Here is a 12,460-nt window from a genome sequence, read left to right on the forward strand (position 1 = left end):
TGTCATGAAAGTGCCGATACTATGGCTGGCTTTTGCCGGTTGGATTCATGCCACGACACTCACCGTGGTTCCTGTCTACGAGCCATTGAGTTTGCGGGCCACGGATGTCGATGATCTGCTGGATGAATCCGAGGAAGCCCTTCAGGCCACGGTGATGGCGCGACCGATGGCTTTGAGTGGGGCATTTCCCGAAACCATGGTGGAGGCGGTAGCGACTCCTCATCGTTTCCCCACCAATGATCCGGAGTATGTGATCGAAGAGGTCAACCTCCTGGTGATTTGCCGGGTGAGCCTTTCCGCATGGGTCAAGGAGGATGGCCTGCATGTCATCATGGATTTGTCGAAGTTGAGCATTCCGGACGAGGTGGATCTCACCGCACGGCAGTTGGTGAGGTTGGGATTGTTGGCGGTTAGGCGCACCTTGGAGGAATATCAGCGTCCCCAAGCGGAGGAGCTTCGGGTGTTTCTCTCGATTGACGGGACCACTTTGGAAACCGAATCTCTGAAGGAGCTAGGAACGGAGTATGTGTTGAAAGGGGCATGAGGGTAGAAGCCCACGGCCCCGAGGAAATGCGAGGGCGTCCGCAGACCGAAAGAGCGAAAAGTATGACCCGGCGGGATGTGAGGCAATGTCAGGTCGATCAAGGAGTGGGGAAGGATGGATGAGTGATTTGGCTGAATGCCGCGGGGTCGGGAGGGGGATTTGCCCTTTCATTCGCTCCTAGCAGCTGTTTGGATGCGGCCAGCGCCTGCATGAGCTCCTCAACCACCGAATCCCGTCGTCGTGTCGTCCTGAAGTTAAGTGGTGAAGCCCTCCGTGAACGGGGAAGCACCGATAATATTTCTCCGGAAATTGTCGACCGGATGGCGACGGAGGTGAAGGAGGCGGTGAGTTCTGGGAATCTGGAACTGGGAATCGTGGTCGGAGGTGGAAACTTTTGGCGAGGTGCTGCTGCCAGCGCCCGCGGCATGGACCGGGCGACCGCGGATTACGTGGGCATGCTTGCGACCGTGATGAACGCGCTCGCTCTGCAAGGGGCTCTGGAGGATAAGGGAGTGACCTGTGTGGTCCAATCCGCGATCGAAATGAAGAACGTTGCAGAGACGTTCATTCGGCGGAAGGCGGATCGTCACTTGAGCGAAGGCCGGGTGGTGATCTTCGCCGCTGGAACCGGGAGCCCATTCTTTTCGACGGATACGACGGCCGCCTTGCGAGCCAGCGAAATGAGCGCGGATGTGGTGCTGAAGGCAACCATGGTCGACGGCGTTTATGATTCGGATCCGAAGAAGAATCCGGACGCCAAGCGCTACGATCGGGTTTCCTACAAAGAGTGCCTCAGCAAACAGCTGAAGGTGATGGACGCGACGGCATTCAGTCTTTGCATGGACAATCACATTCCGATCGTGGTGTTTGATTTGGCCCCTGTCGGCAATGTCCGCCGGGCCTTGGTGGGCGAAGACATCGGCACGGTCGTGGATGCGGGTTGACCCGCCGGGAAGAGCCCCCCATTTTCACCGCCATGGACCCGGAGGAATCTTTGCTCGAGACGGAAGAGGCAATGCACAATGCGCTGGAGCATCTGGCGCATGAATTTGCAACGGTGCGCACCGGGAAGGCTTCCCCAGCACTGATCGAAAACCTCGATGTTTTTGTGCGTAGCTACGGCAGCAACATGAAGCTGAAGCAGCTGGCGGTGATCAGTTCACCGGAGCCGCGAATGCTGAATGTTTCGCCCTTCGATCCTTCCACCACTCCAGAGATCGAACGTGCGATTCGCGAGTCGAAGCTGGGATTGAATCCGGCGGCGGCGGAACGCTCGATTCGCGTGCCGATTCCTGAGCTTTCAGAAGAGCGCCGCCGCGAGATGGTGAAATTGGTCAAACAGCTGGGAGAGGAAGCCAAGGTGCGCATTCGAGGCATCCGGAAGGATGGCATGGATGCTGCCAAAAAAATGAAGGCTGACAATTCTCTGACTGAGGATGGCCAGAAGGATCACGAGGCAGAGGTGCAGAAGCTGACCGATAGCCACGTCAAGAAAGTGGAGGAGCTGGTGACCGCCAAGGAGGCCGATGTGATGAAGGTCTGAGGCGAGTCTCCTCTATCCGAGATTTTTACCGGCCTGCACCTTTTGGGGTGTGGGCCGGTCTGCGGATGGGGTGAGACTAGTAGGTGGTGACGGGGGATTCGCCTTTCAGGTCCGTGAGGGTCGGGACCTGAGCGCGGATGTCGGCGAGGGCAGAGCAGGTCTTTTCCCAGGCTTCGTCCTTCCAAGTGAGAGGTGAGGTAAGGCCTTTGCGGAAGCGATGCAGTCGCTTTTCCGATTCGGCGAGAAGGTCCGGCGAAAGCTGGGCGACTCGCGCTGCTGCATCACGGACGCGGCCGATGCGATGGCAGATGAGGGCCAAGTCATTGCCCGCTTCAAGAGCGGCAGTGACATCGGTATTGTCCGGAAAACGGTCGGCGATGGCTCCCATGTCCAAGTCGTCAGTGAGGACGAGGTGGTGATCGAAGCCCAGCTGACCGCGGAGGAACCCTTGGATCAGGGTGGGAGACAGGGAAGACGGGAGTTCGGGATCCACTCGGGGAAACAACACGTGCGCGAGCATAATCGAGTCGAGCTCGGGCATGAGGGCGGTGTAGGGAAGGACGTCCTCCTTCAAGAAGTCCTCGATGGTGGCTTCGGATCGCGGAAGATCGAAGTGAGGGTCACTGGTGGCCCGACCGCAAGCGGGGAAATGTTTGGCGCAGGACTTCAGACCCCGTTTTCTTAGCCACCGATTCCATTGTCCGGCGTGGTCGATGACTCGTTGGGGGTCACGGCCCCAACACCGGGAGCTGAGCGAGTTGTTGGCCTCGGGGTGATGATCGAGGTCGAGAACGGGTGCGAAGTTCCAATTGATGCCCATCAAGCGGAGCAAATCGGCGGTATGGGCTGCCGCATTGGCGATGGCAGCCGGACGTTCCGGAGATTCAAAGGCAGCGAACTCTGCCGCAGACGGCGGTGCCGGTGCGAACGCTGCGGTGCGAGTGACATGGCCCCCTTCTTGATCGATCGCGATCAGAGGCGGATCGGGATGAAGGGAACGAAGATGATCGGTCAGCTCGCGGGCCTGAACAGGGCTCTCGAGATTCCGAGAGAAAAGGATGTAGCCAGCCGGTTGGAGGTCGGTGAAGAGCGAGATCTCTTCGTTGTTCAGGGTGGTCGACGCAATGCCGAGAATGAAAGGGGTCATGAAGGGCCTCAGTGCTGGGATTCTCGGGCGAGCATTTCTTCCTCTTCTTCGTGGGAGTGAATTTGGAGAGTCGCTTGAACACTGGCTCGTTCGGCGGCTGCTTTCATCACCGCACGAATGGCCGAAGCACTGAATCCGTTGCGGCCAATGAGCAGGGCGACATCGGATTTCTCAAGCACCAGCTTAAAGCGCAGCTTCTGGGGGCCCAGTTCGGCCACCTTGAGTTGGGCTTTTTCCGGATGTTGGATGAATTGAACCGCAATGTACTGAATGAAACTGCGGATCTGATCGGTGACGACCTGCATGGAGGGAATCTTCACCAAAGTGGGGGAAGCATCAACCTTCGAGCGAAGACGAGATCAAATCTTCTGAGAAGAAAGAAGGCCACCGGTAGAAGCTACCGGTGGCCCTGGTCCCGGCCGTTCAGCCTCGACTGACGGGCCGGGTGCCTACTCCCCCTGAAAAAGAATCATTCGACTTCGATGCGCTTGGGCTGCGCGGTTTCGACCAGTGGCAGTTGGAGGCGAAGAATGCCGTCGGCGAGTTTGGCCGTGAGGCGGTGCGCGTCGAGAGACTCACTGATTCGAAGTTTGAGCCGGTAGCCGGTTGGCGCCGACGATCCGTGGATGAGCTTGCCCAAGGGGGCTTCGGGAGCTCGGGTTGCCTCAAGCACGAGGTGAGACGCTTGAACTTCTAGCTTCAAATCGTCCCGTTTGACGCCTGGAAGGACCACTTCGAGGTTCACTCCGCTTTCTTCACGGAAGGCGCGCCAGTGCGGTGGGGAGAAGGACGTTTCGGTGGGGGCAGCCGTTGGGGTCGATTTCACAGCCGTCGTTTCGTTGCAGCAGGTGTTCATAAGTTTTGGAAGTTGGGTAGGAATGGAATCGAGAGGTTAGAGAATTTCGATGCGGCGGGTGTCGGCAGAAGTTTCAGCTCGGGGGAGGCGAACTTGGAGGACTCCGTCTTTCATTTGGGCTGAGATGGCCGATGCATCCACGGACCTGCCCAAGGGCAGAGAGCGGGAGGGCTGGTCGTCGATCTGGAGGAGAAGTGCTCGATCGCGGACTTCGAGGTGAATCGCGTCTTTCCCCACACCGGGGAGGTCAAATTCAAGGGTCCAACCGCTGTCATGTTCGTAGAGGCGGAAGGGCTGCCCTGGAGCTTCAAAATGGCGAATGGATTGGTCGACGAACTGACCGAAGTCTTGGAGCCAGTTGCGAGAGTTCATGAGATGGGGTGCGAGAATCATGATGGATTGGTTTGGAATGATCCCCATTTCGCAGCTTGGATGCCGAACGGTGAGGGATTCATGTAAGTCATTGGTTGAGAGGTGGATCGATGGATGTGGGTGGAATCGGATGGAAGGATTTCATTGGAGCAAAATGACGCAAATGCGTCAGATTGTCGGGTAGGATTGTCGCGGTCGATAAATTGGACTTTCGGCGGGTGCAGGGCGCGGGTAGGGAGGGGGGCATGATCGACATGTTGGTGCGGCTCTATGATCTCCCCTCGGGTGGAGATGGGGAGGCGCGGATGGAGGCTCAGGGCATCACCCTGCGGCGGGCACGAGCGTTCGAATGTCACACCGTGCGGGAGTTTGTCGGGGAGCACTTTTCGCCGAAGTGGGTCAGCGAAGTGGAGGTCGCGATGAGTCGCCAACCCATCACGTGCTTCATCGCGACGAAGGATCGCAAGGTGGTGGGATTTGCCTGCTACGAAACGACCTGCCGTGGATTCTTTGGTCCGACGGGAGTGGTGGAATCGGCACGGGGCACAGGGGTGGGGAAAGCTCTTTTATTCAAAGCTCTGGGCGGGCTGAAAGAGTTGGGGTATGCCTATGCGGTGATCGGTGGGGTGGGGCCTCGTGAGTTTTACGAAAAGGCCTGTGGGGCGATCGAGATCCCCGGTAGTGACCCTGGAACCTATACCGATTTGCTTCCCTGAAATGGCGAACGGAACCATTCAAGATCCCGGATATGTGCGCGAAGCGTTCGCGCGAATCGCGGACCGCTATGTGACGACGAACCATGTGCTTAGCATGGGGACGGATATCCTTTGGAGACGCAAGGTCGCGCGGATGGTGAGGCGCTGGCGGCCCGAGGATTTGCTGGATGTGGCCAGCGGAACCGGCGACTTGGCGTTGGAGATCCAAGATGCGTGCCCGGACATCGACATCATCGCAACGGACTTTTGTGCCGAGATGTTGGTCCACGCCAAGGAGCGGGGATTGGCGAAGACTTTGGTGGCCGATGCTCTGAATCTTCCATTCGAGGATGGCCGTTTCGATGTCGTGACCGTGGCTTTCGGGCTGAGGAATATGGCGGACTACAGAGCCGCGCTCCGGGAAATGCGCCGAGTCTTGCGACCGGGTGGGCACCTGTTGGTGCTGGATTTCTCGCTGCCGGAGGGCCCCATGCGAGGGCCCTACCGCTGGTATCTGCACCGAATCCTCCCGAAGTTGGCGGGATGGCTCACGCGGCAGAAGGATGCCTACGAGTATTTGGGCGGCTCGATCGAGGAGTTTCCCAGCGGCGAGGTGATGTGCCGATTGATCGAGGAGAGTGGATATGCCGAGGCCGAGGCGGTGCCTCTGACCTGCGGCGTTGCCAGCATCTATACGGCGCGAGCTTGAGGGGAGTCAGTCGCGGCGCGTGAGTTCAACGAATACGTCCTCCAAGGTGGATTCTCTGCGGAACAGGCTTCGAACAGGCCAAGATTTCCGCACGGCGAGTTCGTGGATGCGTTCGCGGGCGTCGGTGCCGGAATCGACCAGGACTTCAAGCGCCGCCCATCCATCTTCGAGGGCGGTGGGTTGGACACGTTTGACGTGATCAAGTTGGGCGATGGCGTCGGCGATCACGGCGGCATCGCCGAGGATTTCTGCTTGGACTTTGCCGGCTGCCCGCATGTTTTCGACGAGTGCCTTGGGGGTGTCCTGGGCACGGATTTTCCCCCCATCGATGATGATTACGCGGCTGCAGGTCATTTCCACCTCGCTGAGGATGTGGGTGGAAAGAAGGATGGTGTGGTTTTCGCCGAGGCGTTTGATGAGTTCGCGGATCTGCCGGATTTGGTTCGGGTCGAGTCCATTGGTGGGCTCGTCGAGGATCAACAGGTCGGGGTCGTGGACCAAGGCATCGGCGAGGCCAACGCGTTGGCGATAGCCTTTGGACAGCACGCGGATCATTTTGCGGCGGACGGATTCAAGCCCGCAGGTTTCGATCACTTCATTGACCCGCTGGCGTGTTTCGCGCGGGCTGAGGCCTTTCAGGCGGGCTCGGAATTTGAGATACTCGCGAACCCGCATGTCGTCGTAGAGCGGGACGTTTTCGGGCATGTAGCCGATTTTTCTGCGGGCATGGATGGAATCACGGAACACATCGCAGCCGCCGATCTGGATGCTGCCGGAGGTGGGAGGGAGGTAGCCGGTGAGCATCCGCATGGTGGTCGTCTTTCCGGCACCATTGGGGCCGAGGAAACCGACGATTTCGCCCTTTCCGACGGAAAAGCTGAGTTCGTTCACGGCGGTGTGCCGGGCGAAGCGCTTGGTGAGGTCTCGGACTTCGATCATGATAAGAAACGCGGCAATGACTGCAAATGCTGCAAAATCCGTGGCATGAGGGTGGTGTTCGATTGACGGTGCCCGGACAGCCCCTTACCTAAGCGCTGCGCGGCGGGGGCCAAGCTGGAAATGCCGGAACCCCTTTGGCCGCGCATGTCGCATCCGTTGCTCATGAATTCGTCGGTTTCCGCCCGCCAGAATCTGGCCCTTCTCGAAGAGATGTATTCCCAGTGGAGCGAAGACCCCCAGTCGGTTGAACCGAACTGGGCGGCCTTCTTCGAAGGTTTCGAACTGGGTGTCGCCCAGCCGAAAGGCCGCGGGGAGTCCGCGCCTGCCGCGGCGACACCTGCAGCTGGAGGGTCCGGGGATCTCGGATTTTACGGCAAGGTCGTCAGCCTCGTCTACAATTACCGGACCCTGGGACACACGCAGGCAGACATCAATCCGCTAGGCGCTGCGGAGAGAAATCCGCGGCTGACACCGGAGCAATTCGGGTTTTCTGCAGCAGATATGGAGCGTGAAGCTTCGAATCCCTTCTTCCGCAATGGCTCGGCGATGAAGCTGCGCGATATGGTGGAGGCTCTGGAAGCGACTTACTCGGGCACCATCGGCTTCGAGTTCATGCACATCCACAACACGGTGGTTCGCCACTGGGTGCGGGAGAAGATCGAAGCGCGGGTGATGCGCGAAGCCGATCCAGCCGATCGCCAAGCGGAGGCCCTCAAGTCTTTGTTGGAGTCGGAGGCATTCGAAAATTTCCTCGGCAAGAAGTTCCTCGGGGAGAAGCGTTTCTCGCTGGAGGGTGGAGAAGGGTCCATGGTGGTCTTGAACACGATCCTCCAAGCTTGCCCGACTTCCGGTGTGCTGGAGATCGAGATGGGAATGGCTCACCGCGGCCGTCTCAATGTGTTGGCGAATTTCGTGGCGAAGTCGCTACCGACGATTCTTTACGAGTTCACACCGAATTACGTGCCCGACTTGGTGGCTGGAGATGGCGACGTGAAGTATCACCTCGGCTACGAAAGCGTTCGCAAACTTCCTGATGGGGAGGTGCGTGTGAGCTTGGCCGCGAATCCGAGTCACTTGGAAGCGGTGAACCCGGTGGTGGAGGGCAAGGCCCGCGCCCGCCAGCGCTTGATTGGTGATGACGGCGTGAAGACCGATCGCAAGCGAGTGTTGCCGATTCTTTTGCACGGAGATGCTGCTTTTGCAGGGCAAGGCTCGGTGGCGGAGGTGCTGAACCTTTCCCAGCTGCCAGGGTACCGAACTGGCGGGACGATCCACCTGATCGTCAACAACCAGATCGGCTTCACCACGATGCCGGCAGATGCCCGTTCGTCGTCGTATGCGACTGATGTGGCGAAAATGATCGAGGCGCCCATTCTTCACGTGAACGGTGAGGAGCCGATGGAGCTCTATTGGGCGGCGCGATTTGCACTTGAGTTCCGCCAGAAGTTCGGTCGCGACGTGGTGATCGACATGTATTGCTACCGGCGCCAGGGGCACAACGAGACGGACCAAGCCGCGTTCACCCAGCCGCATATTTACCGCCAGATCCAGTCCCGCGAGACGGTAGGTCAGATCTACAAAAAGCGCCTGATTGAGGGCGGGGTTCTGACGACTGCGCAGACCGACGCGATCGAATCGGCCATCCAGCAGCGTCTCGATGAGGGCTATGAGAAGATGCGCGAGCACGAGGCGAAGGGCGACAAAACCGTCTTCTCCGGGTCCACTGCGGTGGAGCAGGTGAGCTATCATCACGCGCCGGTACCGACCGGAGTGGTGAAGGAGATGATCGACCATGTCGGGCGCGTGCTGACCACGGTGCCTGACGGTTTTCATCTTCATCCGACCTTGGCCAAGCGCTTCATTCCTCGTCGCATAGAAGCCCTCGAAAATGGCGGTCCTGTGGACTGGGCCTTCGCTGAATCTCTGGCATTCGGATCGCTCTTGATGGAGGGCAATCCGGTTCGGCTTTCAGGTCAAGATTGCCGCCGCGGCACGTTCTCCCAGCGGCATGCGGTGTTTTACGATTCGGAGACTCGGGAGCGCTACATTCCGCTCCAGCATCTGGCGGGCGATCAGGCGAAATTCTGCGTCTACAATTCCCTGCTTTCGGAGTTCGCCGTTTTGGGCTTCGACTACGGCTACTCGCTGGGGGCTCCTAACATGTTGACGATGTGGGAAGCGCAGTTCGGTGACTTCTCGAATGGTGCCCAGGTGATCATCGATCAGTTCATCGCGTCGGCGGAATCGAAGTGGCAGACTCCGAGTGACATCGTTTTGCTGCTGCCGCACGGCTATGAAGGGATGGGGCCGGAGCACTCGAGTGCTCGTTTGGAACGCTTCCTGCAACTTTGCGCAGCGAAGAACATGATCGTCGGCAACTTCACCACGCCTGCTCAATACTTCCACGCGCTGCGTCGACAGAAGAAGCGGGAGTTCCGCAAGCCGATGGTGCTGATGACTCCAAAGAGCTTGTTGACGCGTCCGGAAGCGGTTTCAAAGGTCGAGGATTTCCTGGAAGGTTCTTGTTTCCAAGAGGTGCTTCCTGATCCGAAGAATTTCACGGATCCATCGGCTGTGACGCGGATCGTGTTCTGCACCGGCAAGCTTTACTACGACCTTGCTGCTTACCGCGAGGAGCAGGAAGTGGGCGATGCGGCAATCCTACGGATTGAGCAGCTGTATCCCTTCCACGAGGAAATGGTGGCGGCTTTGGTGAGCCAGTATCCGAAAGCTTCCCAATTTGTGTGGGCTCAGGAAGAGCCTCTCAACATGGGCGCTTGGTCCTACATTTTCCCACGATTGGAAAAGGCCCTTGGGCACCGAGTCCGGTATGCGGGCCGGGGTCGCGCATCGAGCCCGGCGGCGGGTTCGAAGGCAATGCACTACCGCGAACAGAAAGCGCTCATTGAAAAGGCCTTCACGGTTTGATTTTTCCTAACTTCCTCTGATTCCATGGCTATCGAAGTGAAAGTTCCAGCCGCAGGTGAGTCGATCACCTCGGCGAATGTCGCCAACTGGCGTTTTAAGGATGGAGACCCGGTTCGTGCGGGAGATGTGCTGGTGACTCTGGAGACCGACAAGGTTTCCAACGAGCTCACGGCAGAGGCTTCCGGGACGATTCAAATCCTGGTCGGTGAAGGGGAGGAAGTGGCGATCGGCACGGTAATTGCCAAGATCGAAGAAACCGCGGCCAGTGCGCAAGAGGTCGCGGAGTCCCCTCCTACAGGCACGAGCGACAGCACAGAATCCAACGACGCAGGACGCGTGGTTTCGGTGAAGGTGCCTGCTGCGGGAGAATCGATCGCTTCGGCCAATGTGGCGACTTGGCATAAGCGCAATGGCGATGTGGTTGCGAAAGGAGAGGTGCTGGTGACTTTGGAAACCGACAAGGTTTCGAGTGAGTTGGAAGCTGATGTGGCTGGCACGCTGACGATTTTGGTCGCCCAGGGTGAGGAGGTTTCGATTGGCACTGAGATTGCCCAAATCACGACGGGCGCGACGCCTGCTCCTGCGCCCGCTGCTGAGAAAAAGGTGGAGGAGCCAGTGGCGAAGCCGACTTCTTCAGCGACAGCGGCTAAGCCTGCTGCGGCTCCCAAGATCTCGTTGCCGGTGAGTGCTGCCGAGAAGCCGGATACGAAGGCCACCTCGGACGGTCGCACGACCCGCAAGAAGATGAGCATGTTGCGGCGCAAGATTGCGACGCACCTGGTCAACGCCCAGCAAACTGCGGCGATCCTAACGACCTTCAATGAGGCGGATATGTCCGCTGTCATGAAGCTCCGCAAGGATGTGCAGGATACCTTCGTGTCGAAATATGGCGTGAAGCTGGGCTTCATGTCCTTTTTCGTGAAAGCGGTGGTTCAGGCGCTCAAGGATGTTCCTGCCGTGAATGGGATGATCGATGGTACCGATATCATCGAAAACCACTTCTACGACATTGGCGTGGCCATCGGGACCGAAAAGGGGCTGGTGGTGCCGGTGTTGCGTGACTGCGACAAGAAAAGCTTCGCGGAAATCGAGTCGGAGATCATCGATTATGCGATGAAGGCTCGTGACGGCAAAATCCAGATTGAAGACCTCCAAGGCGGGGTGTTCACGATTTCCAACGGTGGCACCTATGGATCGCTGTTGAGCACTCCGATTCTGAATCCTCCCCAGAGCGGCATTCTCGGAATGCATACCATTCAACAGCGGCCGGTTGCGGTTGCGGGGAAAGTGGAAATCCGTCCGATGATGTATCTGGCGATGAGCTACGATCACCGTCTGGTGGATGGCAAGGAAGCCGTGACTTTCCTGATTCGGATCAAGGAGTGCATCGAGAATCCGACGCGCTTGCTGCTGGAAATGTAAGGAGGTCCCCCGGGGAGGCGTGGTGTTCCTGCCGGCGCCTCCTGGATCCCACCCAATGATTCTCATGGCCCCGGGCTCCCCTAGGAGCGAGCGGGGCCTTTTTTTTGGGCCGATTTTTGGAAGAAAATGGGCCCGCGATTGGCGGACGGGCATCTACTGGCTGAGGAGCCAGGAAATGTGCGGAGTGTAGAGGTCCGGCTCGAGCAGGAAAGAGTCGTGGCCTTTGTCGGAATGGACGGTGATGTACATCGCTTCCGTGCCGGAGTCCTGAAGGTGGTGGACGAGTTCCGCCTGTTCTTCCGGGTAAAAGCAGAAGTCCGAGTCGATGGAGAAGACCAACCATTTTTGGCCATGTTCCTGGCAGCGAGAAAACAGGTCTTCGGGAGTTTCGGCGTCGCCTTCGCGTGCGCCATCGAATTTCGACCAGAGATCGATGATGCGCAGGTAGGTATTGGCGTCGAAACGTTTCACGAACTTCTTTCCTTGGTGGAGCATGTAGCTCTGGAATTGATCGCGGACACGGTACCAGGAGAGCGATGCGGTGTCATGGACCACATCGCGGCGTGCACGGCGCTCGAAGGTATCGAGGTGGACGAAGGTCTTATGGGAGATCATCCGGGCCAGGGCGAGGCCGTAGGAGGGCTCGCCGTTGTCATAGTAGTCACCGCCGTTGAAAAACGGGTCGTTCTCGATGGCGAGGATCTGCTCGAAGAGGATCAGCCGATTGAGAACGGTGGTCTTGTAGCCGGCGGCAATGGAGACCACGCGTGGGCAGCGTTCAGGGAACCGAGTGGCAAAAGTCAGAGCCAAAAGTCCGCCGACGGAGGGGCCGACGACGGCATGGAGTTGGCCGATGCCAAGGTGGTCGAGCAGCTTTGCCTGATATTCGACCTGATCGGCTGCCGTGAGGTGAGGAAAAGTCGATCCGTAGGGCTTGCCCGTGCGGGGATCGATGCTCGCGGGGCCTGTGGAACCATAGCAGCCGCCCAGGTAATTGGCGCAGATGATGAAGAATTTGTCGGTGTCGAGCGCTTTGCCGGGGCCGATGATGCCTTCCCACCAACCGTCGTGCATTTCTGGCTGCCAGCGATGACCGATTCCGGGGATCGCAGGGTTGTGGCCTGCGGCGTGATGGCTGCCGGAGAGGGCGTGGAAAAGGAGGATGGCATTGGAGCCATCGGCGTTCAACTCGCCCCAGGATTCGTAGGCGAGGGTGATTTCGGGCACCTCGCCGCCTTCGCGCAGGCTCAGCGGTCCGTCCTCCCGGAAGGTGACGAAGTGAGTGGAGATTTCAGACACGGGACG

13 protein-coding genes are annotated in these 12,460 nt (G+C 58.7%); 7 read left to right on the forward strand and 6 right to left on the reverse strand.

Going from position 1 to position 12,460, the window contains the following annotated elements:
• Positions 1-4 precede the first annotated feature (4 nt).
• The 3 genes from HNR46_RS13815 to frr all read left to right on the forward strand — a co-directional run bounded on the left by HNR46_RS13815 (position 5) and on the right by frr (position 2,087).
• Positions 5-544 carry a hypothetical protein gene (locus HNR46_RS13815; protein ID WP_184019787.1) on the forward strand — a complete coding sequence of 180 codons (540 nt, stop codon included), beginning with the start codon at positions 5-7 and terminating at the stop codon, positions 542-544.
• A gap of 209 nt (positions 545-753) precedes the next feature.
• The gene (pyrH, locus tag HNR46_RS13820; protein ID WP_184019788.1) at positions 754-1,488 is read left to right on the forward strand and encodes a UMP kinase; all 735 of its coding nucleotides are present in this window, start codon (positions 754-756) and stop codon (positions 1,486-1,488) included.
• A gap of 32 nt (positions 1,489-1,520) precedes the next feature.
• Positions 1,521-2,087, forward strand: coding sequence for a ribosome recycling factor (frr, locus tag HNR46_RS13825; RefSeq protein ID WP_184019789.1), 567 nt, complete (start codon positions 1,521-1,523; stop codon positions 2,085-2,087).
• 76 nt (positions 2,088-2,163) lie between these two features.
• On the opposite strand, the gene nagZ is transcribed toward frr, so the two are convergent.
• The 4 genes from nagZ to HNR46_RS13845 all read right to left on the reverse strand — a co-directional run bounded on the left by nagZ (position 2,164) and on the right by HNR46_RS13845 (position 4,483).
• Positions 2,164-3,234 (reverse strand): beta-N-acetylhexosaminidase, encoded by a 1,071-nt coding sequence (gene nagZ, locus HNR46_RS13830; RefSeq protein WP_184019790.1) that lies wholly within the window; start codon positions 3,232-3,234, stop codon positions 2,164-2,166.
• 8 nt (positions 3,235-3,242) lie between these two features.
• Positions 3,243-3,554 (reverse strand): KH domain-containing protein, encoded by a 312-nt coding sequence (locus HNR46_RS13835; RefSeq protein ID WP_343076043.1) that lies wholly within the window; start codon positions 3,552-3,554, stop codon positions 3,243-3,245.
• 149 nt (positions 3,555-3,703) lie between these two features.
• A complete protein-coding gene (locus tag HNR46_RS13840) occupies positions 3,704-4,090 on the reverse strand; it encodes an Hsp20/alpha crystallin family protein (protein ID WP_184019791.1) in 387 nt (128 codons plus the stop codon).
• A 36-nt stretch (positions 4,091-4,126) separates the two neighbouring features.
• Positions 4,127-4,483, reverse strand: coding sequence for an Hsp20/alpha crystallin family protein (locus HNR46_RS13845; protein ID WP_184019793.1), 357 nt, complete (start codon positions 4,481-4,483; stop codon positions 4,127-4,129).
• A 224-nt stretch (positions 4,484-4,707) separates the two neighbouring features.
• Between HNR46_RS13845 and HNR46_RS13850 the strand changes: the two genes are divergently transcribed.
• Together HNR46_RS13850 and HNR46_RS13855 are read left to right on the forward strand one after the other, a co-directional pair.
• Entirely contained in the window at positions 4,708-5,178 is a 471-nt protein-coding gene (locus tag HNR46_RS13850; protein WP_184019795.1) for a GNAT family N-acetyltransferase, read from the forward strand.
• 1 nt (position 5,179) lies between these two features.
• A complete protein-coding gene (locus HNR46_RS13855) occupies positions 5,180-5,866 on the forward strand; it encodes a ubiquinone/menaquinone biosynthesis methyltransferase (RefSeq protein ID WP_184019797.1) in 687 nt (228 codons plus the stop codon).
• A 6-nt stretch (positions 5,867-5,872) separates the two neighbouring features.
• Here HNR46_RS13855 and HNR46_RS13860 read toward each other — a convergent pair whose 3' ends face one another.
• Positions 5,873-6,805, reverse strand: coding sequence for an ABC transporter ATP-binding protein (locus tag HNR46_RS13860; RefSeq protein ID WP_184019799.1), 933 nt, complete (start codon positions 6,803-6,805; stop codon positions 5,873-5,875).
• A 162-nt stretch (positions 6,806-6,967) separates the two neighbouring features.
• On the opposite strand from HNR46_RS13860, the gene HNR46_RS13865 reads away from it, so the two are divergent.
• Together HNR46_RS13865 and sucB are read left to right on the forward strand one after the other, a co-directional pair.
• Positions 6,968-9,733, forward strand: a complete 2,766-nt coding sequence (locus HNR46_RS13865; protein WP_184019800.1) for a 2-oxoglutarate dehydrogenase E1 component — start codon at positions 6,968-6,970, stop codon at positions 9,731-9,733.
• A gap of 24 nt (positions 9,734-9,757) precedes the next feature.
• A complete protein-coding gene (gene sucB, locus HNR46_RS13870; protein ID WP_184019802.1) occupies positions 9,758-11,155 on the forward strand; it encodes a dihydrolipoyllysine-residue succinyltransferase in 1,398 nt (465 codons plus the stop codon).
• Between the two features lie 153 nt (positions 11,156-11,308).
• Here the strand turns inward: sucB and metX are convergent, their stop codons facing one another.
• Positions 11,309-12,454: a homoserine O-acetyltransferase MetX gene (gene metX / locus HNR46_RS13875; protein WP_343076044.1), complete on the reverse strand. Its 1,146-nt coding sequence runs from the start codon at positions 12,452-12,454 to the stop codon at positions 11,309-11,311.
• Positions 12,455-12,460: the final 6 nt, after the last annotated feature.

Source organism: Haloferula luteola, assembly GCF_014201715.1.
Classification (GTDB): domain Bacteria; phylum Verrucomicrobiota; class Verrucomicrobiia; order Verrucomicrobiales; family Akkermansiaceae; genus Haloferula; species Haloferula luteola.